This window comes from Sphingomonas cremea (genome assembly GCF_021502585.1).
In the GTDB taxonomy this organism is placed as follows: Bacteria; Pseudomonadota; Alphaproteobacteria; order Sphingomonadales; family Sphingomonadaceae; genus Sphingomicrobium; species Sphingomicrobium cremea.
The window spans coordinates 836,738-862,909 of record NZ_JAKFGM010000001.1; the positions used below are offsets into that span (position 1 = coordinate 836,738).

The 26,172-nt window shown below is 62.0% G+C and carries 27 protein-coding genes and 1 tRNA gene; 15 read left to right on the forward strand and 13 right to left on the reverse strand.

What is annotated here, in order from left to right; genetic code table 11:
- Positions 1 to 12: 12 nt before the first annotated feature.
- On the reverse strand, positions 13 to 732 hold the full coding sequence (locus LVY65_RS04315; protein ID WP_235066761.1) for a hypothetical protein: 720 nt from the start codon (positions 730 to 732) through the stop codon (positions 13 to 15).
- A gap of 12 nt (positions 733 to 744) precedes the next feature.
- Positions 745 to 1,467 carry a ParA family protein gene (locus LVY65_RS04320; protein ID WP_235066762.1) on the reverse strand — a complete coding sequence of 241 codons (723 nt, stop codon included), beginning with the start codon at positions 1,465 to 1,467 and terminating at the stop codon, positions 745 to 747.
- 142 nt (positions 1,468 to 1,609) lie between these two features.
- Between LVY65_RS04320 and LVY65_RS04325 the strand changes: the two genes are divergently transcribed.
- Positions 1,610 to 2,500, forward strand: coding sequence for an SPOR domain-containing protein (locus LVY65_RS04325; RefSeq protein WP_235066763.1), 891 nt, complete (start codon positions 1,610 to 1,612; stop codon positions 2,498 to 2,500).
- Here the strand turns inward: LVY65_RS04325 and serB are convergent.
- Positions 2,497 to 3,363: a phosphoserine phosphatase SerB gene (gene serB, locus LVY65_RS04330; RefSeq protein ID WP_235066764.1), complete on the reverse strand. Its 867-nt coding sequence runs from the start codon at positions 3,361 to 3,363 to the stop codon at positions 2,497 to 2,499. The two genes, LVY65_RS04325 and serB, sit on opposite strands and share 4 nt — an antisense overlap.
- Between serB and miaA the strand changes: the two genes are divergently transcribed.
- A complete protein-coding gene (miaA, locus tag LVY65_RS04335; RefSeq protein ID WP_235066765.1) occupies positions 3,356 to 4,285 on the forward strand; it encodes a tRNA (adenosine(37)-N6)-dimethylallyltransferase MiaA in 930 nt (309 codons plus the stop codon). The two genes, serB and miaA, sit on opposite strands and share 8 nt — an antisense overlap.
- A 9-nt stretch (positions 4,286 to 4,294) precedes the next feature.
- Positions 4,295 to 5,260 (forward strand): ketol-acid reductoisomerase, encoded by a 966-nt coding sequence (ilvC, locus tag LVY65_RS04340; protein WP_235066766.1) that lies wholly within the window; start codon positions 4,295 to 4,297, stop codon positions 5,258 to 5,260.
- Here ilvC and LVY65_RS04345 read toward each other — a convergent pair.
- The 3 genes from LVY65_RS04345 to mutL form a co-directional block, all read right to left on the reverse strand.
- Complete coding sequence (locus LVY65_RS04345; protein ID WP_235066767.1) at positions 5,257 to 5,430, reverse strand: hypothetical protein; 174 nt, start codon at positions 5,428 to 5,430, stop codon at positions 5,257 to 5,259. The genes ilvC and LVY65_RS04345 overlap by 4 nt on opposite strands.
- 109 nt (positions 5,431 to 5,539) lie before the next feature.
- Complete coding sequence (locus LVY65_RS04350; RefSeq protein ID WP_235066768.1) at positions 5,540 to 6,088, reverse strand: outer membrane protein; 549 nt, start codon at positions 6,086 to 6,088, stop codon at positions 5,540 to 5,542.
- 264 nt (positions 6,089 to 6,352) lie between these two features.
- Positions 6,353 to 8,128 carry a DNA mismatch repair endonuclease MutL gene (gene mutL / locus LVY65_RS04355; RefSeq protein ID WP_235066769.1) on the reverse strand — a complete coding sequence of 592 codons (1,776 nt, stop codon included), beginning with the start codon at positions 8,126 to 8,128 and terminating at the stop codon, positions 6,353 to 6,355.
- 155 nt (positions 8,129 to 8,283) lie between these two features.
- Between mutL and LVY65_RS04360 the strand changes: the two genes are divergently transcribed.
- The 9 genes from LVY65_RS04360 to LVY65_RS04400 all read left to right on the forward strand — a co-directional run bounded on the left by LVY65_RS04360 (position 8,284) and on the right by LVY65_RS04400 (position 17,923).
- Positions 8,284 to 9,327: a rod shape-determining protein gene (locus LVY65_RS04360; RefSeq protein ID WP_235066770.1), complete on the forward strand. Its 1,044-nt coding sequence runs from the start codon at positions 8,284 to 8,286 to the stop codon at positions 9,325 to 9,327.
- A gap of 9 nt (positions 9,328 to 9,336) precedes the next feature.
- Positions 9,337 to 10,221: a rod shape-determining protein MreC gene (gene mreC, locus LVY65_RS04365; RefSeq protein ID WP_235066771.1), complete on the forward strand. Its 885-nt coding sequence runs from the start codon at positions 9,337 to 9,339 to the stop codon at positions 10,219 to 10,221.
- Entirely contained in the window at positions 10,221 to 10,748 is a 528-nt protein-coding gene (gene mreD / locus LVY65_RS04370) for a rod shape-determining protein MreD (protein WP_235066772.1), read from the forward strand. Before mreC ends, mreD begins: the two co-directional genes overlap by 1 nt.
- Entirely contained in the window at positions 10,745 to 12,634 is a 1,890-nt protein-coding gene (gene mrdA / locus LVY65_RS04375; protein WP_235066773.1) for a penicillin-binding protein 2, read from the forward strand. Before mreD ends, mrdA begins: the two co-directional genes overlap by 4 nt.
- A complete protein-coding gene (rodA, locus tag LVY65_RS04380; RefSeq protein ID WP_235067168.1) occupies positions 12,634 to 13,746 on the forward strand; it encodes a rod shape-determining protein RodA in 1,113 nt (370 codons plus the stop codon). Before mrdA ends, rodA begins: the two co-directional genes overlap by 1 nt.
- 87 nt (positions 13,747 to 13,833) lie before the next feature.
- A tRNA-Lys gene (locus tag LVY65_RS04385) sits at positions 13,834 to 13,909 on the forward strand.
- A gap of 57 nt (positions 13,910 to 13,966) precedes the next feature.
- Positions 13,967 to 15,676, forward strand: a complete 1,710-nt coding sequence (locus LVY65_RS04390) for a DEAD/DEAH box helicase (protein WP_235066774.1) — start codon at positions 13,967 to 13,969, stop codon at positions 15,674 to 15,676.
- An 82-nt stretch (positions 15,677 to 15,758) separates the two neighbouring features.
- Complete coding sequence (locus tag LVY65_RS04395) at positions 15,759 to 17,684, forward strand: TIR domain-containing protein (protein WP_235066775.1); 1,926 nt, start codon at positions 15,759 to 15,761, stop codon at positions 17,682 to 17,684.
- A gap of 77 nt (positions 17,685 to 17,761) precedes the next feature.
- Positions 17,762 to 17,923 carry a hypothetical protein gene (locus LVY65_RS04400; RefSeq protein WP_235066776.1) on the forward strand — a complete coding sequence of 54 codons (162 nt, stop codon included), beginning with the start codon at positions 17,762 to 17,764 and terminating at the stop codon, positions 17,921 to 17,923.
- Here the strand turns inward: LVY65_RS04400 and LVY65_RS04405 are convergent.
- Positions 17,920 to 18,750, reverse strand: coding sequence for a serine protease (locus tag LVY65_RS04405; protein ID WP_235066777.1), 831 nt, complete (start codon positions 18,748 to 18,750; stop codon positions 17,920 to 17,922). The genes LVY65_RS04400 and LVY65_RS04405 overlap by 4 nt on opposite strands.
- Positions 18,751 to 18,763: 13 nt before the next feature.
- The gene (gene acs, locus LVY65_RS04410; RefSeq protein ID WP_235066778.1) at positions 18,764 to 20,698 is read right to left on the reverse strand and encodes an acetate--CoA ligase; all 1,935 of its coding nucleotides are present in this window, start codon (positions 20,696 to 20,698) and stop codon (positions 18,764 to 18,766) included.
- Between the two features lie 92 nt (positions 20,699 to 20,790).
- Between acs and LVY65_RS04415 the strand changes: the two genes are divergently transcribed.
- On the forward strand, positions 20,791 to 21,792 hold the full coding sequence (locus tag LVY65_RS04415) for an NAD-dependent epimerase/dehydratase family protein (RefSeq protein ID WP_235066779.1): 1,002 nt from the start codon (positions 20,791 to 20,793) through the stop codon (positions 21,790 to 21,792).
- 9 nt (positions 21,793 to 21,801) lie between these two features.
- The gene (locus tag LVY65_RS04420) at positions 21,802 to 22,755 is read left to right on the forward strand and encodes an NAD(P)H-dependent flavin oxidoreductase (RefSeq protein ID WP_235066780.1); all 954 of its coding nucleotides are present in this window, start codon (positions 21,802 to 21,804) and stop codon (positions 22,753 to 22,755) included.
- Here the strand turns inward: LVY65_RS04420 and LVY65_RS04425 are convergent.
- From LVY65_RS04425 to LVY65_RS04440, 4 genes are all read right to left on the reverse strand, one after another.
- Complete coding sequence (locus tag LVY65_RS04425; RefSeq protein WP_235066781.1) at positions 22,752 to 23,183, reverse strand: acyl-CoA thioesterase; 432 nt, start codon at positions 23,181 to 23,183, stop codon at positions 22,752 to 22,754. The genes LVY65_RS04420 and LVY65_RS04425 overlap by 4 nt on opposite strands.
- Positions 23,180 to 24,325: an iron-containing alcohol dehydrogenase gene (locus LVY65_RS04430; protein ID WP_235066782.1), complete on the reverse strand. Its 1,146-nt coding sequence runs from the start codon at positions 24,323 to 24,325 to the stop codon at positions 23,180 to 23,182. The genes LVY65_RS04425 and LVY65_RS04430 overlap by 4 nt, the downstream gene beginning before the upstream one ends.
- 21 nt (positions 24,326 to 24,346) lie before the next feature.
- Positions 24,347 to 24,838 carry a DUF1465 family protein gene (locus LVY65_RS04435; protein WP_235066783.1) on the reverse strand — a complete coding sequence of 164 codons (492 nt, stop codon included), beginning with the start codon at positions 24,836 to 24,838 and terminating at the stop codon, positions 24,347 to 24,349.
- A 99-nt stretch (positions 24,839 to 24,937) separates the two neighbouring features.
- The gene (locus LVY65_RS04440; RefSeq protein WP_235066784.1) at positions 24,938 to 25,135 is read right to left on the reverse strand and encodes a YdcH family protein; all 198 of its coding nucleotides are present in this window, start codon (positions 25,133 to 25,135) and stop codon (positions 24,938 to 24,940) included.
- A gap of 164 nt (positions 25,136 to 25,299) precedes the next feature.
- On the opposite strand from LVY65_RS04440, the gene LVY65_RS04445 reads away from it, so the two are divergent.
- Positions 25,300 to 25,455: a YdcH family protein gene (locus tag LVY65_RS04445; protein ID WP_235066785.1), complete on the forward strand. Its 156-nt coding sequence runs from the start codon at positions 25,300 to 25,302 to the stop codon at positions 25,453 to 25,455.
- Positions 25,456 to 25,523: 68 nt separating this feature from the next.
- On the opposite strand, the gene dksA is transcribed toward LVY65_RS04445, so the two are convergent.
- Positions 25,524 to 25,988 carry an RNA polymerase-binding protein DksA gene (gene dksA / locus LVY65_RS04450; RefSeq protein ID WP_408021966.1) on the reverse strand — a complete coding sequence of 155 codons (465 nt, stop codon included), beginning with the start codon at positions 25,986 to 25,988 and terminating at the stop codon, positions 25,524 to 25,526.
- Positions 25,989 to 26,172: the final 184 nt, after the last annotated feature.

Genomic DNA, 26,172 nt, shown 5'->3' on the forward strand with positions numbered 1-26,172 from the left:
CCCTTTGTTGTTTTAGCCCTCGGCGCGTTTGCGCGGTGCCCGCTCGGCCATTGAGTCGAGCTCGGGCATGCCGTTCAGCAACTGATCGAGCGCATCGGTCACCAATTGCTGGGCCGAACGCCCGTTGACGGCGCAGGCCAATCGCAGCTTCAGGTGCCGCGCCGGATCGAGACGCAAAGTGAAGGCAGCCTTGCCCTTGCTTCCGGCTGCCGCACGAGGACGGCGCGGACGAACCGGAGCGACAGCGCGGGCCGGAACAGCAACAACCGCTACGGGCGCCGGCTCCGGCACGAGTTCAGGCTCGGGCTCGGGTTCGCGCTCTGGCGACGCTGCCGCCATGATTGGCTCGACGTCTTCCGCATCCGGATCATAAAGCTCCGCGGTTTCGTCGATATATTCGCCGTCCTCATCCTCGCCATTTTCATCGTGTGCGGCGAAGCGCTCGGCGATCTCGGCATGCTGGTCATGGACTGGCGATGCGATCGGTGTCAGCGCGGCAAGCGGATTGCGGAGCGGCTGATCGGGTAGCTCTTCACCGAAAGCGTCATGATCCTCATCGCGTACCGGTACGATCGCAGGCTTGGGCGGCTCAAAGCCCATGTCGTTCCAACCCAGGTCTTCGAGACCTGACGCGCCCTGACCGAAGCCCTGGGGACGCATTGCCGGACGGGCAGCACCCTTACGAGCCAACAGGCCGGAAGAGAGCGAAGCGAATGCTTTGGGTTCTCCCATCGCGCCTACCCCTTACTGGCCCATCACGCGGCGGCCGAAGCCACCGACGGGACGCGGACTGGAGACGCCGATGCCTGGCGCCTGGTTCGGCGCGGCAAATACGGTGCGGCGGAAATTCTTCTCGAGGCGGTCGGAAATATAATCCCACAACTCGGTGACTTCGCGGGCCGAGCGGCCGTTCGGATCGACTTCCATCACCGTGCGGCCGTCGATCATTGATGCGGCGAAGTCGGTGCGGTGATGCAACGTAACCGGGGCAACGGTGCCGTGCTGCGACAGTGCGACCGCGGCTTCATATGTGATCTTGGCCTTTGGCGTGGCAGCGTTGACGACGAAGATCAGCGGCTTGCCGGCCCGGTCGCACAGGTCGACCGTGGCGCCGACAGCGCGAAGGTCGTGCGGGCTCGGACGGGTCGGGATCACGATCAACTCGGCGACAGCGATGACTGACTGTATGGCCATCGTAATGGCCGGCGGTGTATCGATCACCGCAAGGCGAAAACCCTGCTGGCGAAGCACCTCAAGATCTGAAGCGAGCCTTGCGACCGTGGTCTGCGCGAAGGCCGGCATATCGTCATGCCGTTCATTCCACCAATCCGCGAGCGAACCTTGCGGATCGATATCGATCAGGCAGACGGGGCCGGCACCCGCCAGTTGCGCTTGCACCGCAAGATGTCCGGACAAGGTGGTTTTGCCCGACCCGCCCTTCTGCGATGCCATAGCCAGAACGCGCATTCCATTCCCCTCGCCAAATGACGGTGATCTGGCCTCACCTGACAGCAAAGGCCCTAAAAACTGGTTAATATCGGCACGACCTTGTTGGGCGCACACTAGGGCGGCTAGGGTTAAAAAATGACCTTCCATGGGTTTGGAAAATATGCGTAACCTGTTGCTTGCCTTGGCCATTGCCGCAGTCGCCGCGCCTGCAAGCGCTCAGTCGGTGCGTGCGGGGATAACCGCCTGGCAGAAGGGCGATACCGCGGGCGCGGTCGCAATTTGGCGGCCGCTTGCCGAAAAGGGTGACGCCGACGCGGCGTTCAACCTTGGGCAGGCATATCGGCTCGGCAAAGGCGTTCCGCTCGACCTTGCCCAGGCCCAGGGCTGGCTGGAACGCGCGGCACGCGCGGGCCATGTCGACGCGCAATCGACGCTTGGGCTTTTGCTTTTCCAGAACGGGAACCAGGTCGGGGCAATGCGCTGGCTTAAGGCCGCGGCCGACGCGGGCGAACCGCGCGCCCTGCTGATGGTCGGGACGGCACTATATAACGGCGATGGAGTGCCGGCTGACCCGGTAACCGCCTATGCCTATGTCAGCCGCGCGGCGGCGCAGGGGCTGGTGCCTGCGAAGGCCACTTTGGCGGACATGGACGCAGTAATGCCACTTGAGCAGCGGCAGAAGGGCGTGGCGCTGGCGCAATCTATGGCTGGCGCAAAAAGGCCAGTGCCTGCCCAACCCCCCACCAAAACAGTGGCTGGCAAGCTCGCGCCCCCAAAAACCGCGGCAGCGAAACCTGCAGCAGCTGTGCCCAAGCCCGTCGTACCAGCCGGAGGAAAATGGCGGATCCAGCTGGGCGCATTCGGGCAAAAGAAGTCGGCGGAGGCGCTGTTCGGTAAATTGTCGGTCAAGCTTGGCGGCCGGCAGGCCTATTATGTGCCTGTCGGAGCAGTCGTCAGGCTCCAGGTGGGGCCGTACGAAAGCCGGGCCGCGGCATCGGCTGCCTGCGCAAGCCTTTCACCCCAGCCCTGCTTTGCGGTGGCAGCGCCCTAGGCCTCGACCCAGTCGGCGCGCGGGATTCCCTGAGCCCAGAGCAAGGCGCTCAAATCATTGTGATCAAGCCGTGCGTCGGCCACCGCTGCCAGCGCGGGCTTGGCACGATAGGCGACGCCCATGCCGGATTCGGTTACCAGCGCGATGTCATTGGCCCCGTCGCCAATCGCCATTGTAGCTTCGCGCATCAGGCCCAGTCGCGCGCGAGCCTCCATCAGTTCGTCGTGCTTGATCCGGGAATCGACAATCCTCCCTTCGGTCCGCCCGGTCAGCTTGCCATCTCGAATGCCTAGCACATTGGCCACGAACCGATCGAATCCGACCTGCTTGGCGATTGGTGCCACGAAAGCCGTGAAGCCGCCTGAAACGAGGATCGTTTCCGCGCCCTTCGCCCGCATCGTCCGAACAAGTGTCGCTGCGCCGGGGTTAGGCCGGATGCGCTCAGCGAGGCACTGCTCGATAACGGCGACATCGAGGCCTTTAAGCAGTGCTACCCGCTCCGCCAGCGCCTGTGCAAAGTCCAACTCACCCTGCATCGCTCGTTCGGTGATGGCGGCGACTTGCGGCTTGAACCCGGCATAGTCGGCCAGCTCATCGATGCATTCCTGACCGATAATGGTCGAATCCATGTCTGCGACGAGTAGCCTCTTCTCGCGCGGGCCAGGCGGGTGTGCGATTATGTCGACGCCGGACCAGCCTTCAAAAGTCGCCCGAATAGACGATTGATCCGCATCGACTTCGATATCTGCAGCGTCGCCTTCATCGACCCACCGCACAAAGCGTGCGCGCGGCAAGCGTGCCAGCGCCGCATCCAGCAGTCTTTCGTCTAGCCGTCCGGCTGCTATCAGCGTGGCAATGGTCAATGCGAAGCCTCCCGTCGCCCTCATCGCCGGTCCGACCGCCAGCGGCAAGTCGGCACTGGCACTGGCGCTGGCCGAGCGGACCGGTGGCGCAATCATCAATGCCGATAGCGCACAAATCTACCGGGATCTCCCAATCCTCTCCGCCGCTCCTTCCCCTGCCGATCGAGCTCGCGCCGAGCATTTGCTTTACGGCATTCGTAATGGGGCCGAACCTTGTTCAGCCGCGGAATGGGCGGAACTGGCGAAGGCGGAAATCGCTCGACTGCACGATGAGAGGCGACTGCCGATCCTGGTGGGCGGCACCGGACTCTATTTGCGTACGCTGCTCGACGGAATTGCTCCCGTCCCACCTATCAAGCCCGAAATCCGGGCTGGCGTGCGCGCGGCGGAGGTTGGCCAAAACCTGGCTGCCCTGGCCGAGCTTGATCCGGTTGCAGCGGCCAAGTTGAACCCTGCTGATACAACCCGCATCGCGCGCGCGCTCGAAGTCATAAGATCGACAGGTCGGACGCTCGCCCAGTGGCAATTGCGGCGGGATGGCGGAATCGGGGGCGAGATCGAGTTACGGCCGCTCATCCTGCTTCCATCTCGCCCCTGGCTTTACGAGCGTTGCGACCGGCGCTTCTCGACCATGGTCCAGGAAGGCGCGATGACAGAGGTCGAGGAGCTGCTCGCCCGCAAGCTCGACCCCCAACTGCCTGTCATGCGCGCGATCGGGGTTGCGGAATTGGCGTCATTGCTTCGAGGTGAAAGCAGCAAGGACGAGGCCACTGCTGCAGGGCAGCAGGCGACACGGCGATATGCCAAGCGCCAATATACGTGGTTCGCCCACCAGCCTCCGCCCGGCTGGCAGCGGTTCGAGGAAGCAGTCGAAGGCGATGCGTTCGATCGGGCGCTGGCGCTGCTCGCCCCGCCGGAGTAGCCAATCCCAATGGACGCCCTCCGCGATACCGATATCGACCCCAAACCGCTGCAAGGCAAGCGAGTGGCGATCATCGGCTACGGCAATCAGGGCCGCGCCCAGGCGCTCAACCTGAACGATAGCGGCATCGACGTCGTGGTCGGTCTGCGCGACAGATCTCCTAGCATTGCCGGAGCCAGGGGCGATGGTATCGCCACGGCACCGCTGCTCGAAGCTGCAGCGTCAGCGGACCTAGTCATGCTGCTGGCCCCCGACGAGGCGCTGGCGGCAATTTATCGATTGATCGAACGACATATCCGCGAAGGGGCCGCGCTGGGGTTCAGTCATGGTCTCGCCATCCGCTTCGGCTTCATAGTACCCCGCCCCGATCTCGACGTCATAATGGTTGCTCCCAAGGGCCCGGGAACGGCGCTTCGTTCGCTGTACCTGGAGGGCAAGGGCATGATTGGCCTCTACGCGGTCGAGCAGGATGCAAGCGGCCACGCCGAAGCACTGGCGCTTGCGTATGGCCGAGCGCTCGGCTGTGGGCGTGCCGGACTGCTGCCCTCGACCTTTGCGGAGGAATGTGAGGCCGACTTGTTCAACGAACAGGCGGTGGTGTGGGGCGCGGTCCCGGAGATCCTTATCGCCGGCTTCGATACGCTTGTAGAGGCCGGGGTAAGCGAGGAAGTGGCCTATATGGAATGCGTCGGCGAGCTGAAGCTCATAGCCGAGCTGATCGAAGCGCGCGGGATCGCTGGTATGCGAGAGGCGATCAGCAACACCGCCGAACTGGGTGCAGTCCTTGGCGGGCCTCGCATCGTCGACGACGGGGTGCGCTCGCGAATGCGTTCGATCCTGGAAGATATTCGAGCGGGTGGATTCAGCAATACGCTTCGCGACGAAGAAGCGTCAGCCTACCCCCGGCTGCGCGCCGCGCGCGATCGGGCGAGTGGCTTGCGGGTTGAACAGGCGCGTCGAAAACTGATCGATTAGCCGATAACTTCGGCTTCATTCGACACGCGCTCCCCGACCGACGCGCGCTCAGTATAGGCGCGTTGCAGGCGGCGATGGGCTTCCTGGGCCTCAGGATCGGCTGCGGCTAACGCTAGCTCAGCTTCCTCGGCTGCACGGCGTGCAAAATAGCTTTTATCGTGATCGCTCATGGTCGCCTCCAGGAAAGACGAAGGTCAAGACTATCATCGTTCGGCTGCAAAGTCCCACCAGTAAAAGGGGCGTCCGGCAATGCGGACGCCCCCCTTCGCTTGGCTCCGCTTAGAAGCGGGTGCCGACGGTCAGCGCAACCTGGTTGCGCGAAAGACCATGCTCATAGTTAGAGTAGCGATATTCGGCGCCCACATAGGCCTTTCCGCTGACGTTGATCTGGCCGCCCGCGCCGAGGCGATAGCCGTCGAAATTCTCCGAAGCGCTGTCGACACCATCATCCGCCTTGAAGCGGGCATTGGTGTAACCGCCCTTCACATAAAGATTGGCGGTCGGGCTGACGGCGAAGTTGACTCGGCCGCCGGCATAAAGATCGCGGCCGGACTTCACTTCGACGACGCCCGCGCCTTCCTTCTGGGTGGAGCCGGTTGCTTCGATATCGGCGCCGATGGATACCGCGTTGGACACAGGATAGTCGTAGCCGGCGCCGATTCCGAACAGTAAGCCGCCGTCCTTTTCGCCAAGGGCCTTCACCCGGTCATAACCGACTACGGCTTCGATCCGCGGACCAGCCGGGGCGATCGAAGCAGTTTGGGCAAATGCCGGGGTGGAAGCGAGAACGGCGGCCGCAGTGGCCGAAGCAAACAAAATCTTTTTCACAACTATACTCCATTATTGGCACCCTCTTGAGAACCAAGAGGGCAAGCGGGACCATCGACGGAATCACCGCGAAATCGGGCGAATCAGCCATTTTTACCTGTTGTTTGCCGTGGGGAACGGCAGCCCCGGTGCGTTCAATTAGGGTCGCGACTTGTCGCTTCAATGAACGATCTGGTCATAAGCCGCCCAGCGTTGCGAGGTTCCCTTGCAATGTCAGAAGCTTGGGTGGCGCGAAAAATATTTGGGACGGGCCGAATTTAGGCGCTAGCGGCGGCCGAACAGCTTCTCGATGTCCGCATGGGCAAGCTTAACCCAGGTTGGGCGGCCGTGATTGCACTGGCCCGAATGCGGCGTAATCTCCATCTCGCGCAGCAATGCGTTCATCTCCGCAACCGAAAGAATACGCCCGGCGCGGACCGACCCGTGGCAGGCCATGGTCGCGGCAACATGATCGAGCCGATCGCGCAATGCGAGCGCGGTGCCAAGCTCTGCCAACTCAGCGGCGACATCGCGAAGCAGGCCCGGAATGTCCGCCTTGCCGAGAGGCGCCGGAGTGGCACGGACCAGCATGGCGGTCGGGCCGAAGCGCTCGACCTCAAGGCCAAGTTCGGCAAGCTCGGCAATAGCGGATTCGAGCCGGTCACAGTCGGGTTCGTCGAGCTCTACTACGTCCGGGATCAGCAACGCTTGTCGTGCCACCTGCCCGCCATCAGCAGCTTTGCGCATCCTTTCGAGCACGAGCCGCTCATGCGCCGCATGCTGGTCAACTATCACCAGCCCGTCCTCGGCCTCGGCGACAATGTAGGTTGCCGCGACCTGTCCCCGCGCGACTCCCAGGGGATAAGACGGGACAGGCGCGGTCGCCGGCTCGGCGCGGGCTGCTGGCAAGTGGCCAAACCCAAGGGACTTTTCCGTCACTCCGGCAAAGGCTGGTGCCCATGCCCTTTCCTCCAACGGCCTTTCCGCGTTCTTGCCTGGGTACGGTACTTCACTGGAACGGCGGTCAAATTCGGAAGTCCAGTTTACCGCGGCCGCAAATTGCTCCCTCGCCACGCTTCGATGTCCCGCCTCGTCCAATGCCGCGCGCAAGCCACCGACAATCAGTCCACGTACCGCCGCAGGGTCTCGGAATCGAACCTCGGTCTTGGCGGGGTGCACGTTGATGTCGACCTCCTGCGAGGGGACCTCAACAAACAGCGCAGCGATCGGATGGCGGTCCCGGGCGAGCAGGTCACGGTAGGCGGCTCTCAGAGCGCCCACCAGCAACCGGTCCTTTACCGGACGTGAGTTGACGAACAGGAACTGCTGGTCTGCCATGCCGCGGTTGAAAGTTGGCAGGCTGACAACTCCGGTCAGGCGAAGCCCATCGCGGACGCAATCGATGCCGAGACCATGGCGGTCGAGTTCATGGCTCAATAGTGCTGCAACGCGAGTCGGCTCATCCGAAGGCTGGACCGAAAGGCTTCGTCGTCCGTCGTGTTCGAGGCTGAAGGCGACATCGGGACTAGCCATTGCCAGCCGCTTTACCGCGTCAAGGCAGGCTGCATATTCGGCGCGCGGGCTGCGCAGGAACTTGCGCCGCGCCGGTACCTTGTCGAACAGCCCTTCCACGCGCACCCGCGTCCCAGGGGGAAGTGCGGCCGGCCCCTCGCCTAGCTTCATTCCATGGTCGATCTCGATCCGCCAGCCGTCCGCTCCACGCTCGCGGCTTTCCAGAGCCAGCCTAGATACGCTGGCGATGGACGGCAGCGCCTCGCCCCGAAAGCCAAAGCTGGTCACGGCTTCTATTACATCGTCCGGCAGCTTGGATGTTGCATGCCGTTCAAGCGCCAGGCTCATCTCGCCAGGGTTCATGCCACTGCCGTTGTCCGTTACTTCCACCAGCTCGAGGCCGCCCGCGGACAGCCGCACCGAGATCGAACGGGCACCGGCGTCGAGGGCATTTTCGACCAGCTCTTTCAGCGCACTTGCCGGCCGCTCAACCACCTCGCCGGCGGCGATGCGATTGATGAGCTCATTGGGCAGCCTTCTTATTGACATGTTAACGGTCCTAGCCCAATCCGAAGCACCCTGCGAAGCACTGAATTTCCATTGAGATTCATCCTGTTTTCACAAGGGTTTGGATAAGGAATCGTGAATCGGGCCGGCTGGGTGGCGGCTCATTTCCCAACAAGTAAGCGAGAGACGGGTAAAGCATGTTCTGGGCACGCTGGTTCAAATGGATGTCGCACGACATGGCGATCGACTTGGGTACGGCCAATACGCTGGTCTACGTCCGTGGTCGCGGCATTGTCCTCAACGAGCCTTCCGTGGTCGCGATCGAGACGATTAACGGGGTCAAGAAGGTCAAGGCAGTCGGCGAAGACGCCAAGCTGATGATGGGCAAGACCCCTGACCAAATCGAGGCAATCCGCCCGCTGCGCGACGGCGTTATCGCTGACATCGACGTCGCCGAGCAGATGATCAAACACTTCATCCACAAGGTCCATGGCGGCAAGATGCGCGCCTGGCGTTTCCCCGAAATCGTGATCTGCGTCCCATCCGGTTCAACTTCGGTCGAACGGCGCGCAATTCGTGACGCCGCATCGAACGCCGGTGCCTCGGCCGTCTACCTCATCGAGGAACCAATGGCTGCTGCGATCGGCGCAGACATGCCGGTCACCGAGCCGATCGGATCAATGGTAGTCGACATTGGCGGTGGCACCACAGAGGTTGCCGTCCTCTCGCTGCGCGGCCTCGCCTACACCACCTCGGTGCGGGTCGGCGGCGACAAGATGGACGAAGCGATTTCCTCCTACGTCCGCCGCAACCACAACCTCTTGATCGGCGAAGCCACGGCCGAACGGATCAAGAAGGAAGTGGGCATTGCCAAGCCGCCTGTCGACGGAATTGGCAAGACGGTTCACATCAAAGGTCGTGACCTGGTCAACGGCGTGCCTAAGGAAATTACGATCAACCAGGGCCAGATCGCTGAGGCGCTGTCCGAGCCGGTCGGCACGATCGTCGAGGGCGTCCGCATCGCGCTGGAGAATACCGCGCCTGAACTCGCCGCCGACATCTGCGACCAGGGCATCGTCCTCACTGGCGGCGGGGCACTTCTCCAGGGCCTCGATGAAGTGCTTCGCGATGAAACCGGCTTGCCGGTGACCGTGGCCGAGGATCCGCTGACCTGCGTTGCGCTCGGCACCGGCCGCGCGCTCGAAGAGGAGCAGTTCCGCGGCGTCCTCCAGACGGCCTAAGCGCTAACGATGGCGGCCTCGGCGGGACCGCGCCCAGGCTGGTCGAGGCGCGCGCAATATAGCCTGTTCTTCAGCTTCTTGGCGGTGATCGCCGGGCTCATAGTCGGGCTGGTTTTGCTGATTTTGTCGCTGGTTGCTCCGCAGAGCTATGCCACGGTACGCGGTTTCGCGCTCGACCTCACGGCGCCGATAAGTGGCGCGCTTAACGAAGTCACCACCACAGTTACCGGCCTGGCCAGCGGCGCCGGAGATTATTGGGACGCCGCCAGCCAAAACGGCGAACTGAAGCGAGAGCGGGCCGCTCTGATGCGCCGCATGGTCGAGGCGCGCGCGATTTTAGAAGAAAATCAGCAGCTCAAGGCCGCACTCCAGTTGCGCGAACGTAGTGGAGAGGCAGTCGCAGCCGGCCGGGTGGTTGGTTCATCCTTCGAAAGCCCGCGACGCTTCGCCATCATTTCGGTCGGCAGCAGCGATGGAGTACGAATCGGTATGCCGGTGCGGGCACCCGAAGGGCTGATTGGACGGGTCATTGACGCCGGCATCACCGCCAGTCGGGTACTGCTGGTTAGCGATCGGGCAAATATCGTCCCGGCGCGGATCCTGAAGGGCGGCCAGCCCGTCATTTCCACCGGGCGCGGTGACGGAACCATCGACGTAAGACCGCTGGAAGTCGGCAAGAATCCGTTCAGGCCTGGAGATATTATCGTTACTTCGGGGACCGGCGGCCTCTATCCGCCACTGGTCCCCATCGCGAAAGTCATTCGGCTTGATGACGATGGAGCCGTCGCAATCCCCATTGCCGATCCTGCCCAGGTAAGCTTCGCTATCGTCGAGCCACCGTATGAACCCGCGGCGCTTGCCGCTGCCGCCTCGCCCGACAGCGAGGTTCCCTGATGGTTCGCTCGGCGCTGGCCACTCAGGGATCGCGCCTCAACCAAGGGCCACGCACCGGTGCAGACTACATCCCGGCGGCAACGGTTGTATTTGGATCCATGATTTCGCTCCTGCCGATCGTGTCGGCCACCGGCTGGTGGCCCGACTGGGGCTTGCTGATGCTGGTGGCATGGAGATTGCTGCGCGCCGACGCTTGGCCGGCATGGTGGGCGGCGCCACTTGGCTTTGTCAATGACATGATCGTCGGCAATCCGATCGGCTTGTCGGTAGCGCTGTGGGCCGCGATGATGATCGCAATGGACATCCTCGACCGTCGCACGCAGTGGCGCGATTATTGGATCGAATGGGGTATTGCTGCCTTGTTCATCGCGCTTGCCGAACTGGCCCAGTGGCGGTTCGCCGCCTTGATGGGAGCGTCCGTTCCGCTCGGTGTCACCGCCGGTCCGGCGATCCTGGTCGGAGTGCTATCCTTCCCGGTCGCGGCCTTCCTTGCTGCCCGGATCGACCGCTGGAGGCTTGGGCGATGAAGGCCTCGCGCTTTACCGCGGCCCATCAGTCAATGACTTTTTCGCGGCGGATGATGCTGGTAGGCGGGGCGCAGGCAGCGTTCGGCGGGCTGTTGGTTGCCCGGCTGGGATATCTGTCTGTCGCCCAGAACAAGCACTATCGACTGCTCAGCGAGAGCAACCGCGTCCAGCTGATCATCGTCCCGCCGCGCCGCGGCTGGATTGTCGATCGCCGCGGCAAGCCAATCGCCATCAACCGGTCCGACTTTCGCGTTGACCTTATTCCCGAGCAGGTCGAGCACCCGACCGAGACGCTTCGGACGTTGACCGACATTTTGCAGCTCACGCCGGACGACGTCGACCGGATCATCAAGGAGATGAAGGCCTCGCGGGGCTACCAGCCGGTGCAAGTGGCGGAGAACGTCCCCTACGACCAATATGCGGCGATCACGGTACGCCTGCCGGAACTCCCCGGGGTCTCGCCGCAGCGCGGTTTTTCCCGCTTCTATCCGGCCGGTCCGGCGGTTGCCCACCTGGTCGGTTTTGTCGGCGCTGCCTCGGCCAAGGATTATGAGAAGGAAAAGAACCCGCTTCTTGTGACACCGGGATTCAAGATCGGCAAGGAAGGTCTTGAAAAGGTTCTAGAACCGAAGCTGCGTGGCATACCGGGAGGGCAGCGGGTAGAACTCACGGCGAGGGGCAAGCTGGTGCGCGAACTGGAGCCCAAGCCGGACCGCAGCGGCCAGACGGTGCAGCTGACCATTGACGCAGACCTCCAGGAATATGCGGCCCGCCGCATGGGTGACCAGTCGGGGGCTCTTGTGGCGATGGACGTAACGGGCGGCGACCTGCTGGCCTATGTCTCAATGCCGGCGTTTGACCCCAATAGTTTTAGCGATGGTATCGGCCGGACCGAATGGCGAATGCTGTCCGAGGACGATCATATTCCGCTCCTCAACAAGGTCGCGCAGGGGCTGTACCCGTCAGGATCGACTATCAAGCCGGCAATGGCGCTGGCATTCCTGAAACAAGGCATAGACCCTGCCAGGCGCGTCAATTGCCCGGGCGGGATCCGGATTGGAAATCGCTATTTCCGTTGCGACGCAGTGCATGGGTCGATGGACATGCATTCGGCGATTGAGCGCAGCTGCAATACCTATTTCTGGGCAACGGGCCTCATCACCGATCCCGAGAAAACGACCGAGATGGTCCAATATCTCGGCTATGGTGAGAAATTCGACCTTCCAATCCCGAGCCAACGCTTCGGCACCATGCCCAGCCCGAAATGGCTGAAGGAAAAATATCATCGCGAGTGGCAGGGCTATGACACGGCCAACACGTCGATCGGTCAGGGATATGTCCTCATCAACCCCATGCAGCTGGCGGTTATGCCGGCGCGCCTGGCGTCCGGAAAACTGCTCCTACCCCGCCTGTTGATGCCCGATAGGCGGCTGCCGACACCGAACCTTGACGTCGATCCGGCTCATCTCGAAATCGTCCGCAAGGCCATGTCCGCCGTCGTTAACGAGCGCGGCACGGCGGTTGGGTCGAAGCTTCCGCTCGAGGGCATTCTGATGGCCGGCAAGACCGGGACCGCCCAGGTGTTCAAACTTGGTCAGCGCGGACACCAATCCAATTGGGCGCTGCGCGACCACGCGCTGTTCATTTCCTTCGCGCCTGCGGACGCGCCGCGCTTCGCAATCGGCTGCATTATCGAACATGGCGGCTTCGGCGCCTCGGCCGCCGCGCCGATCGTGCGCGATTGCATGACGTATCTTTTCGACCGGCAAAAGGCGATGGACGCGCTTGCGCCGCTCGAGAAGCAATGGGGCGGAACGCTGGCGGAGCGGACCGCCCGGCGCCAGGCCCAGTTCGAGGCTGCCTCCAAAGCGAATCTCCAGGCATGATGATTTCCTCGGCGATCATCCCGCAGCCACTTGCCAAGCTGCCGTGGCGGCTGATCTGGCTGGTGGCGTTGATCTGCACGATCGGCATCGTCACCCTTTATTCGGCAGCTGGCGGGTCCGCTTCGCCATGGGCCCTGAAACAGGCGATTACGATGCTGGCCTTCTTCGGTGTCGCGATCGGCATCAGCTACGTCCCGGAAAGCTTTATCAAGCAGATGACCTTCCCGGCCTATGTTGGGATTTTTATGCTGCTGGTGCTAGTTGAAATGATCGGCTTTGTCGGCAAGGGCGCGCAGCGCTGGGTCGATCTCGGCTTCATCCGCCTCCAGCCCTCCGAATTCATGAAGCCGGCGATCGTGCTGGTGCTAGCCCGCTTCTACGACCTGCTGCCGTCGAGCGATGTCCGCCGTTGGCGCGGTCTTTGGCCGGCGGCAGCGCTGGTGTTCGTGCCCGCCGGACTGATCCTGGTCCAGCCCGACCTCGGCACCGCGATGATGGTCATCCTGGGCGGTGTCACCGTCATGTTTATCGCCGGCCTGCCGATGTGGTATTTCGGCGCCGCCGCGGCGGCAGCAGCGGTCGCTGGCCCGATCCTGTTCACCATGATGCATGACTACCAGCGCAAGCGGGTGCTGATCTTCCTCGACCCCGAGTCCGATCCGCTCGGCGCGGGCTATCACATCAGCCAGTCGAAGATTGCGATCGGGTCGGGCGGAGTGTGGGGCAAGGGCTATTTGAACGGCAGCCAGAGCCACCTCGATTACCTGCCTGAAGGTCACACCGACTTCGTCTTTGCCACTTTCGTCGAAGAATGGGGACTGGTCGGTGGCGCGCTTCTGATCATTGCCTTTTTCATGGTCATCCGCTGGGGAATGTCGGTCAGCCGCAAGGCAAAGACACGCTTCGGCCAACTCGCAGCTGCGGGCCTAACCGCGACCATTTTCTTCTACGTGTCGATCAACCTGATGATGGTCATGGGCCTGGCGCCGGTCGTCGGCATTCCACTACCCCTGGTTAGCTTTGGCGGGTCGGCAGTGATGACGGTGATGATCTGCCTTGGCATTTTGATGGCGCTCGAGCGTCAGTCGCGAACCCGCTCCTCGCTGAGCTGAAAAGTCGGTTGCGCGGCGGGTGCAACGCTGTTAGAGGCCCGCCCGCGCCCCCGCTGCAAGCGGCCCTGCGCAACGCCTGACAGGCATGGACGCATAGCTCAGTTGGTAGAGCAGCTGACTCTTAATCAGCGGGTCCTAGGTTCGAGCCCTAGTGCGTCCACCATTCCCTGCCGCGCCATGGTGATCGCGTCGGCCACGAACTCAAGGCTACGACCGACATATGCCTATTTCTCAATTACCCCCTGCCCTTGCGCAGGCCCTCGACGCGCGCGGCTATCATACGCTGACACCCGTTCAGGCCGCGGTGATCGCTCCGGAAGCCGAGGGCCGCGACCTGATCGTTTCGGCCAAGACCGGATCCGGCAAGACGGTGGCGTTCGGCCTTGCCGTCGCCGGCCAGTTGATCGAAAATGGCCAGGCGCCCTGGGCGCGCACCCCGCTGGGACTGGTTATTGCACCCACCCGTGAGCTGGCGCTGCAGGTCAGCAAAGAACTTGAATGGCTATATGCCGCCGCCGGAGCCCGCGTTGTGACCTGCGTTGGCGGGATGGACCCGTTCAAGGAACGTCGCGCGCTAGCCGGCGGAGCGCATATCGTCGTCGGCACTCCGGGGAGGTTGCGCGACCATCTCGAGCGCGGCGCACTGGACCTGTCCGCATTGCGCGTCGCCGTACTCGATGAGGCCGACGAGATGCTCGACATGGGCTTTCGCGAAGAGCTTGAGGAAATCCTCGACGCGACCCCGAACGAGCGCCGCACGCTGCTATTTTCGGCGACCATGCCGCGGCCAATCATCGCGCTGGCTCGCCGCTACCAGAAGGACGCGCTCAGGATCGAGACGCTGGGCGACAACCAGGGTCATGGCGACATTGCCTACCAGGCTGTGGCCGTTTCACCGACGGACATTGAGCATGCCGTGGTCAACCTACTGCGCTTCCACGAGGCGGAGACCGCGATCCTGTTCTGCGCCACTCGCGACGCAGTGCGCCGACTTCATGCCAGCCTGACCGAGCGCGGTTTCCAGGCCGTCGCGCTATCGGGCGAGCACAGCCAGAACGAGCGCAATCATGCGCTTCAGGCCTTGCGCGACCACCGCGCCCGCGTGTGCGTCGCAACCGATGTCGCGGCGCGCGGGATCGATCTTCCATCGGTCTCGCTAGTGATCCATGTCGAACTGCCGCGCGATGCCGAAGCGCTACAACACCGCTCTGGCCGCACCGGGCGTGCAGGCCGCAAGGGTACCGCCGTTCTGATCGTCCCCTACCAGCGGCGACGACGGGTCGATGGAATGCTGCGCGGTGCCCGAATTGCAGCCGATTGGGTTTCGACCCCGACGCCCGAACAGATCCGCCATCGCGACCGGGACAGGCTGATGACCATGCTTCGCCAGCCGGTGGAAGCGGAAGAAGAGGACCGCGAATTGGCTGGCCGCTTAATGGCAGAGCTTAATGCGGAAACTATTGCTACCGCCCTGGTCAAGGCGCTGCGCACCGATCTTCCGGCGCCCGAGGACATCCTCGATCAGTCAACTCGAGCGGAGCGTTCCGGACGCGACGAAGGCCCGCGGCCTGGTTTTGAGAATTCAACCTGGTTCCGGATCAATGTCGGTCGACAGCACAAGGCGGACCCGCGCTGGCTGCTCCCCCTAATCTGCCGCCACGGGCATGTCGGCCGCGCCGATATCGGTGCGATCCGCATTGCTGCCTCGGAAAGCTATTTTGAGGTTACCGGCCGAGCCGCGCCTGGCTTCCTAAAGCTGATGCGAAAAGGCGCGATAACCGGCGAGGATGATGGCGTGGTAATCGTGCTCGCGGAATCGGGCCCCGGCCAAAAATTTGACGAAGGCCGCGCGCGTTCGGCTCCGCAGAAGCGGCATGGCCCGCCGCCGCGTCGCGCCACGATCAAGCCGACATATCGGCGCAGCAAATAGGGCAGTCTTTTAGCTAATCCCGCCCCTGTTCACCGCCTCGCCCTCGCGCTAGCTTGCAGCGCATCGAGGGGACGATTGGAACATGGCAAGTGACGAGAACAAACCCGCCGGCCAAGCGCCGGCGACGTTGTTCCTGAGCTACGCGCGCGCCGATCGTACGCGAGCGGAACGGCTTGCCGATGCGCTAACCAATGCCGGGTACACGGTTTGGTGGGATGCGCTGATCGAAGGTGGTGCGCAGTTCGCGGCCTCGATCCGGAAAGCTCTCGAAACGGCCGACGCCGTAATTGTCCTCTGGTCCAAGAACTCAGTCGACTCCGACTGGGTCCGCGACGAAGCCGCACTGGGGCGCGATCGACACCGTTTGATTCCGTTGGCACTGGATGGAACCCGGCCCCCTCTCGGATTCCGCCAATATCAGGCAATTGATGTGTCGCATTGGCGCGGCAAACCGGACGCTCCGCAGATCGCAGCTATTCACAGGGCGATTGCAGCAGCGACCGGCCAGGGTCCGGTTTTCTCTTCAACAGCTCAACCCATTTCGCGTCGAGGTATGTTGGCAATTGGAACCGGTGCCGGTGTTCTGGCGATTGGCGGTGGGGCCTTCGTTGCGTGGCGGAGCGGATTGATTGGGCCGGCTCAAGCCTCCGGCCTCAGCATCGCGGTACTGCCGTTCCGCAATCTGAGCGGCGATTCCGACCAGGACTTTCTATCGGAAGGGCTGACCGAGGAAATCCGGGCCGCGCTGGCGCGCAATCCGGCGCTGAAAGTGCTGGCCGCGACATCGTCCAATGCGGCCCACGATCTTGGCGATGATGTAAAGTCGATTACTCGGGAGCTGGGTGTCAAATACCTGCTCGAAGGTTCGGTAAGGCGCGCGGGCGACACTGTCCGGGTCTCGACTGACCTCACCGACGGCAAGACGGGGTTCAGCCAATGGTCTCAGACCGTGGACAGGAAGCTTACCGACCTGTTCGCCTTCCAGAGCGAGATCGCCGCTACGGTTTCAAATGCCATGTCGGTTCGTGTCGCGACCAGTGCGCCGGCGCCCGGAGGCACGCACAACGTCCGGGCTTATGAGAATTTCCTGCGTGGCCGCGCTCTTTTCAATCAGGCGAAGGACGAGGAAAGCGACCGTCAGGCGCTGGCGCTATATGAGCTGGCTATCGCCGCAGATCCCAAATTCGCGATGGCTCACGCCGCCCGTTCCCGGGCGCTTTCGGCTATCGCGGTCCAATATGCCAAGGCAGATGAGCTAAAGCAGCTTTACGCAGAAGCGATCACCGCCGCCCACAAAGCAATCGAGCTCGCCCCGAACCTGGCCGAAGGGCACCTTGCGCTCGGATTCGCACTGTTCACAGGGAAGCTCGACGTCGCGGGTGCCCGTCCCTTCTATGAAAGAGCGTATCAGCTGGGCCGCGGCAATGCCGACATCTTACTTCTCTACGCCCTGTATTGCTCACGCGCCGGCCGACCCGAAGATGCGCGGGAAGCCATCGCCCGCGCAGTTGCCCTCGATCCGCTGAACCCACGCACCTACCGCGCCTCCGGTTCGATCGATTATGCAGCCCGCCGCTACGCCGATGCGCTGCCGCCGCTCGACAAGGCGCTGAAATTAAATCCCAAGATCACTAGCGCCAATGCCCTCCGGGGCAACAGCCTAATGCAGCTCGGCAGATTGCCCGAAGCCCGCGCCGCTTTCGATGCGGAGCCGCAGAACATGTTCAAGCTTACGGGACTTGCCATCGTGGACCGGCGGTTGGGTGACGGCGCAGCTGCGAAAAAAGCATATGATCAATTGGTATCGGAAGTTGGGGATGCCGCCCTCTACCAGCAGGCGCAGGTCTTGGCACAATGGGGTCGAAGCGACGAAGCGCTCACGGCGCTCGAGCGCGCACGCGCGGTCGGCGACTCGGGACTGATTTATCTGTCGACCGATCCGCTACTCGACCCGATTCGCGACCAGCCACGATTTCGCAATCTTCTCAATGCGATAGCGCGAACATGATGCATTAATATTCTATTTACTATCACGGAACCTCAATCCGTGAGACTTTAGGCGGTTCATATTCAGGGAGCTCGGTCATGGTTATCGGTGGAAAACCCGTCAGGGACCAATGGCAGCAAGGCAAAGTCGAAAAGAAGGCTGCCCGCGGCAGCGGCGACGATCGCGGAAGCGGTGATGACCGTGGTAGCGGCGACGATCGCGGCAGCGGTGATGACCGCGGCAGTGGTGACGATCGCTAGTCGAGGCTGTCGATTGACGGATCGGCCGCCATCGCGCGCCTGATCCAGTCGACATAATGGGACTGGTCGATCCGGACGTATACGCCCGGCTTGCCGGCTTGCGCGCACCCTTTGCCCCAGCTGACGATTCCGACCAGCATGGGCTCGCCCCAACTCTTGACTAGCGGACCGCCGCTGTCGCCTTTGCAGGCGTCCTTCCCACGCGCTCCCGCGCAAAGCATGTCACCGGTGGTGGTTCCGCCAAGCGCGGGCTCGCACGGCATCGTCTTTAGGCCGACTTCCAGCAGTTCGCCCGAGTATCGACCGGAGGGTCCCGCCCCCGTCTGTCCCCAGCCGACTACGCTAACCGCGACACCAACGCCCAATTCGGGCCCATTATAAAGCTTGATCGTCGAAATCCGCCCGCCTTTCGACTTGTCGGTCTGCCCGTCCGCCGCAAGGTGGACCAGGGCAATGTCATTTACCTTGCTCTTGTCGTCATAGCGCGCGTGTCGGATCATCCGGTCGATACGGTAGGTCACACCGCCCTCCTCACGCAGGTCTTGAGCGCCGAGGCGAACTCGATAGCCGTTCTCGATCCGCTTCTTGTTGATGCAATGGGCGGCGGTCAGCACCCAATCGAGCGCAATCAGCGAGCCACCGCATTTATGGGCCAGCTCCCATTGAACCTTCCCGCCTTCCCGGTCCTCCGCCGTCCAGTCCTGGTTCGGAGTATAGATTTCGGCCTGCCACGGCGCACCATGGGCCAGCGCCGATTCCGGACGTCGCTTCGATTCTGCCGGGGCAGCAAGGACAGCCAGCAAAATAGCAATCGAGATCGTTCGCATCGTCGATCCCCTGCTAAGGACGATTTGCGACTAGCTGGTCGACGACCCCCGGATCGGCCAATGTCGAAGTATCGCCGAGGTTCGTTACATCGCCTTCCGCGATCTTGCGCAGGATCCGCCGCATGATCTTGCCGGATCGAGTCTTGGGCAGCGCCGGAGCAAACTGGATAACATCGGGAGTAGCGATCGGGCCGATCTCCCTGCGCACCCATTGCACCAATTCGACGCGCATCGCCTCATCCGGCTCGCAACCGGCATTGACGGTGACATAAGCATAGATCCCCTGCCCTTTTATGTCGTGGGGCATTCCGACGACCGCAGCTTCGGCAACCGCCTTGTGAGCAACCAACGCGCTTTCGACCTCGGCAGTGCCCATGCGGTGGCCCGAGACGTTGATGACGTCGTCGATCCTTCCCGTGATCCAGTAATAGCCGTCCTCGTCGCGGCGGCAGCCGTCGCCGGTGAAATAGACGCCGGGATAAGTCGTGAAATAGGTCTGGAAGAAGCGTTCATGGTCGCCCCACACGGTTCGCATCATGCCGGGCCAGCTGTCGGCGATGACCAGCGAGCCTTCGCCCGCCCCGTCAATTTGCTCGCCATCGCCGGTGACAAGTGCAGGCTTTACCCCGAACATTGGCTTGGTCGCGCTGCCCGGCTTGAGTGGCGTTGCGCCAGGAAGCGGCGAAATCATGATCCCGCCGGTTTCGGTCTGCCACCAGGTATCGACGATCGGACAGCGCCCCTCACCGACAACGCGATGGTACCAGCCCCATGCCTCGGGATTGATCGGCTCGCCAACCGTGCCGAGCAGCTTCAAGGATGCTCGCGACGTGCGCGCAACCCATTCGTCACCCTCTCGCATCAAAGCTCGGAGCGCGGTTGGCGCCGTGTAGAGGATTTCGACTCGATGTTTATCGACGACTTGCCAGATGCGGCTCGGGTCGGGCCAATTCGGCACGCCCTCGAACATCACACTGGTCGCTCCGTTCGCCAGCGGGCCGTAAACAATATAGCTATGCCCGGTGACCCAGCCGATATCCGCAGCGCACCAATAGATCTGCCCCGGCCGATAATCGAAAACATATTCGTGGGTCATCGAAGTCCACACGGCATAACCGCCGGTACTATGCAGGACGCCCTTGGGCTTGCCGGTCGAGCCAGAGGTATAAAGGATGAACAGGGGATCCTCGGCACCCATCTCCTCGGGAACGCAATTGTCCTCGACGCCCGCCAACGCGTCGTCCCAAAAGACATCGCGGCCGGGTTGCATCGGGATGTCCTTGCCGGTGCGCTTCAGGACGATCACCCGCTCGACCGATGTACAATGATTGAGCGCCTCATCGACATTCGCCTTAAGCGGCACTGATTTGCCTGCGCGCAATCCCTCGTCGGCCGTGACGACCAAGGTACTGTCGCAATCCTGAATCCGGCCCGCCAACGCTTCGGGCGAAAAACCGCCAAACACTACGGAATGGATGGCGCCGATTCGCGCGCAGGCGAGCATCGCCACGGCCGCTTCCGGAACCATCGGCATGTAGATTGTGACGCGGTGGCCTCGACAGACTCCGTTCGACTTAAGCGCATTGGCAAAGCGGCAAACCATCCGATGGAGCTCGGCATAGCTGATCGCCCGGCCTTCTTCGGCGGGATCATCGGGTTCCCATATGATTGCGGTTATGTCGCCGCGCACGGCAAGGTGGCGGTCGAGGCAATTGGCGGAAAGATTGAGCGTTCCGTCGGCATACCAGCGAATTCCGAAATCGGCTTCGTGAAAGCTGGTCTCCTTGACCGTCGTGAACGGCCGTATCCAGTCAATGCGGAGCGCCTCCCGCCCCCAAAAGGCTTTGGGATCATCGACCGACTCGCGATACATGGCGGCATATCGGTCGCTGCCGATCAGTGCCTTTCGGTCCCATTCTTCAGATACCGGATACACGGCGTCGGTCATGCCAGCTCCTCCTTGTTCCCATACAGCTTAGCTGCCGTAGCGTCCGTGCAAAGCCCCTCGCACAGCGCCTCGCGCTCGGCTAGCAATCGCTCATGGCCCTGCTAGTCACCGGTGTCGCCGGCTTTATCGGATCGTCAGTCGCTGCGGCGCTGCTTGCGCGTGGTGAACAGGTCATCGGCATCGACAATCTCAACGAATATTATGATCCGGCACTGAAGCGCGCGAGGCTGGAACGCTTGGGTGCCGCTCATGGTAATGCGTTCACCTTCGAAAAGGTCGACTTCGCTGACCAGGAAGCACTCGAAGCATTTGCCGCGCCGCACCGGTTCGATCGGATCATACACCTCGGCGCGCAGGCAGGCGTGCGTTATTCCTTGGTCAACCCGCAGGCCTATGTCCGATCAAACCTGATGGGGCAGATCAACATGCTTGAACTGGCCCGCCATCGCGAGGTTGAGCATTTCGTCTATGCCAGCTCATCTTCGGTTTATGGGGGCAATGAATCACTGCCGTTTCGGGTCGAGGATCGGGTCGACCATCCGATCTCAATCTATGCAGTGACAAAGAAGGCGGATGAATTGATGGGCGAAAGCTACGCCCATCTATACCGGCTGCCGATGACGGGCCTGCGCTTTTTTACCGTATATGGTCCCTGGGGGCGCCCCGACATGGCGATGTGGATCTTCACCAAGTCGCTCTATGAAGGCACGCCGCTGCAAATCTTCAACGGCGGCGACATGCGCCGCGACTTTACCTACATCGACGATATCGTTCGCGGAGTCCTGTCATGCGTCGACGGCCCGCCGAATGACGACGGCAAGAGGAAGGCCGGGGGCAGCAAGAGCCCGCACGCGATCTACAATATCGGCAACCATCGTTCGGAGGAGTTGATGCGGATGGTGTCGTTGCTCGAACAGGCTACAGGCAAGACCGCGGCATTCAACTTTCAGCCAATTCAACCCGGCGACGTAAAAGACACATATGCCGACATCACCGCCATTCAGCGTGACCATGGCTTCGAGCCCAGTACCACCATCGACGTCGGAATTCCGCGTTTCGTCGAATGGTTCAAACAATATCACCATATCGATTGAGGAGCTCGGATGCCCGTTCCCGCCATTTTCGATCGGCTGCGCCTGCCCGTCATCGGCGCGCCCTTGTTCATCGTCTCCAACCCCGACCTGGTCATCGCCCAGTGCAAGGCCGGAATCGTTGGCAGCTTTCCTTCGCTGAACGCCCGGCCACAGAGTCAGCTCGACGAATGGATCCACCAGATCACAGAAGAGCTGACGACATATGATCGGGACCATCCCGATGCGCCGTCGGCGCCTTTTGCAGTCAACCAGATCGTGCATCGTTCGAACGACCGGTTCGAGGAAGACATGATAACCTGCGCCAAGTGGAAGGTGCCGATCGTCATCACTTCCCTCGGCGCACGCACGGAGCTCAACGACGCCGTTCATGGATGGGGCGGTATCACGCTGCACGACATTATCGACGATCGCTATGCCCGAAAGGCCATCGAAAAGGGCGCGGACGGACTGATCGCGGTGGCGGCAGGGGCCGGAGGCCATGCCGGCCGCTGGTCGCCGTTCGCGCTGGTTCAGGAAATCCGCAAATGGTTCGATGGCCCGCTGGCCTTGTCCGGGGCGATCGCGACCGGCGGCGCGGTACTGGCGGCGACCGCAATGGGAGCCGACTTCGCCTATATCGGGTCACCCTTCATCGCCACGCCCGAGGCCCGGGCCACCGACGAATATAAACAGGGCATCATCGAGAGCGGTGCCGCGGATATCGTAACCTCGGCGCTATTCACCGGCGTCAGCGGCAATTACCTCCGTGCCTCGATCGTTGCCGCAGGTCTCAATCCCGACGATCTCCCTCAACCCGGCCCCGATGCGATGAATTTCCAGTCTGCGACGGGCGCCAAGGCGTGGCGCGACATTTGGGGTTCGGGCCAGGGCATCGGCGTAATCGACAAGGTCGAGCCGGCGTCTGAACTCATTGCTCGGATTGCCCGCGAATATTCGGCGGCGAAGGCCCGAATTTGCGGCTAGGTTAGCGTTTCGAGCAATTTTCGCCAGGCATCCGGTAGTGCTGCCGGGCGTCGGTTCTCCCGATCCACATAAACGTGGGTGAACTGGCCCTGCGCGCTCGGCTCGGACGACCCCGCTGCGAATATTCCGAGGCGATAAGTAACACTTGAAATCCCAAGCCGTTGGACAGCAAGGCCGACATCGACGTCACCGGGAAAGCTGAGCGGGGTGAAATAGGAACAGCCGGTTTCGACCACGAGGCCGATCTGATCGCCGTGGGCAATGTCTAGCAACCCCTGCGCAACCAGCCACTGGTTCACCGCCGTGTCGAACCAGTGGTAGTAGACCGTATTGTTGACGTGCCCATAAACGTCATTGTCGGCCCAGCGCGTCGCAATGGTGATGAAGTGACGATAATGCCCCCGCCCGTGCGGGGTCGGACGGCTCACCAGGCCGCCTCATAGAGGCGACGTGCATCGCTTTCATCGATCGGGCAGGGATTGTTCACCAGCAACCGTTGCTGCTTCATCGCTTCCTGAGCCAGCATCGCGATCCCGTCCTCCGAAATTCCATGATCCCGCAGCCGTGGCGCAATTCCACTGGCAATGACCAGCTGATCGAGCCGGTCGATCAACGTTGCGCAACGGGCCTGGCTGCCCAGTCCTTCGCATTCGGGAGCAAGGATTGGCGCCAGTTCCGCATACAACTCACGCGCGGATTCGCTGTTATGCTGGAGTACGCCTTGCAGCATCAGCGCATTGCTAAGCCCGTGCGGCAGATGATGAATTCCACCCAGCGGATAGGCCAGGGCATGGACGCCGGCGACCGGCGCATTGGCGAAGGCGAGACCCGCCAGATGCGCACCAAGCAGCATCGCCGAGCGAGCCTCGACATTCCGGGGTTCTTCGATCGCCTTGATCAGATTTGCCGACAAGAGCCGAAGCGCCTCGCGGGCCAGTGCATCGGACAAAGGATTCTTGAGTCGCGCGGATGTGTATGCCTCCACCGAATGGACAATCGCATCGATCCCGGTTGCCGCCGTCACATGGGCCGGTAACCCCAAAGTCAGGCTGGCATCGAGCACTGCCCAGTCGGCTACAAGCGGACGCGAGTTTACGGCCAGCTTCACGCCACTCTCGCAGGTAATCACCGAAATCGGGGTAGCCTCCGACCCTGTGCCGGCGGTGGTCGGCACCAGCGCGAGGGGCAGTCGCGGGCCCTGGGCGATATCGACGCCCCATATTTCATCAAGCACATCGCCCGATCCCAGCAGATAGGCAGTGAGCTTGGCGACATCCATGGGACTACCGCCGCCAAAACCGACGACGTGGGTGACGTCATGGCGTCGGCCTAGGTCCACAGCGGCAAGCAAGGTTTCCTTGGATGGATCGGCTTCGACCGCGTCGAACAGGAAAATCTCCCGGCCACTGGCTTCAAGCGACGCACGGCACGCGTCGGTAAGACCGAGCGCCAGAATGTCATGGTCGGTAACGAACAGGCATGGGCCATGGGGCAGGACATCGGCAAGCTGCGTTGCCGACCCGTCACCAGATATAAGCTTCGGGCCCGGGTAGAAGATAAAGGGTCGCATAATGCCGACGACCCTATGCCGTCAGCCGTTGCGGTTCCAGATGAAGTCGCGTTCCAGGCGGCCCATCAGCGCTCGCGCGGGGCTTGGTAACGGCTCGTCGATCAACTGCCCTTCATCAAGCCGCTGGATGCGCGAATATAGATCGGCGCTTGCGTTGATCAGTTTTTGCGCGGCTTCGGGCATCTGCTCGACAACCACTGCATCGCTTTCACTGGCATGGCCGAGCCGCCGCTCGGGGCGCCGCCCATCGGATGATTTGATTTCGCCGCTCTCAACCGCCCGCTGGGTCAACAACCAGGCGACGATGTGCATGACCCGGGTCGTGACCTTTAGCGATTCGCATGCGAAGCCGACCCGAGCAAAAGGCTCGAGTGATTGCCGGTCGTCCCGGCCCGCCTCATCGAAATAGGCACGCGCCTCGTCGGCCAGCAGCATCGCCTCGGTGTAAAGGGCGTCAATCAGGCGCGGAGTGATCCGCGCTTCCAATCCATGCTCGTTGATCGATTCGGTCATCCTGCTGCCAATGTTGCCATGGGTCGATGTCCGATGAAACGCTTGAGTCGGGCATTCGACAACCCCCAAGCGCGCGGCGTCCCGCGTTCGGACAGCCGATCAGGCGATAATGTCGGGAACGATACGGTCCGCGAGCTGCTGAATTTCGTCTTTGAGAGCCAGCTTGCGCTTCTTCATCCGTGCAAGCTCAAGCTGGTCGCAATTGCCCGTCTCGCGCATCCGTTCAATTTCCTCGTCGAGGCGCCGGTGCTCAACCTTGAGCATGGTCAGCACCTCTCGCGGATCATCGTCATTCATGTGCTCGTCTTACAGGAAGCTCGCACCATCGTCACGCTTCAGCCTGTCAACGGCAAGTCGCATGCTGGACCGGCCAAACTGTTCGTTTTGCTAGCGACAAACGGGCTGATTCGTGATTTATTCACCGATCTGTCACGCGTCAGCCAACGAAAGGAAATTGACCGATGGACAAGGCCTATGCCGAGGCAATCGCATCTAAACACGCTTCACTACACGCGATAATCGATGCCGAAGAGCATCGCCCTCACCCGGACATGGACCTGCTGACACGATTGAAGAAAGAAAAGCTTAGGCTGAAGGACGCGCTGGTCGGACACTAGCGCGCGTAGGCCAGAAAAAAGGCCGGCGGCTCCTGCGAGCGGCCGGCCTTTTTTATTCGGATACTCTCTTAATCGTCGCGTGAAACGCGCTCAATTCGTTCATGTTTTTCCTGCGCTTCGAGCGTCATCGTCGCGATCGGACGAGCTTCGAGGCGGGCCAGCGAAATCGGCTCTCCGGTCACTTCGCAATAGCCATATTCGCCATCGTAAAGCCGACGGACGGCGGCGTCGATCTTAGAGATCAGCTTGCGCTGCCGGTCACGGGTACGAAGCTCGATCGACCAGTCGGTCTCACTCGACGCGCGATCGGCAATGTCAGGCTCTCGTAGTGAGTCGACCTGAAGCTGCGCCATCGTTGCGCGGCTCTCTTCGACGATCGACTCTTTCCAGTCCCTCAATTTTTGCAGGAAATAGGCGCGTTGTTCGACGCACATGAATTCTTCGGCATCCGAAGGACTATAGCCCTCCGGCAATATGATTTGATCAAATTGTTCGGAGCCCGATCCATACAGATCAACAAGAGCGGTAGCCATCTAACCCTCCCCGATACAAGCGCCTGCCACTGCCGTGACCGGGCCACCGGTAACGGCCGGAGGCAAATACATTCGACTTTCCCGACACTTAGCCGGGTCAATCAGTATCCCCAACGCGCTCATAGTTAAGCGCGGGCGCCTTAACAAGGACTGACCGAGCGCAAATGAATTTAACTGTGGATTG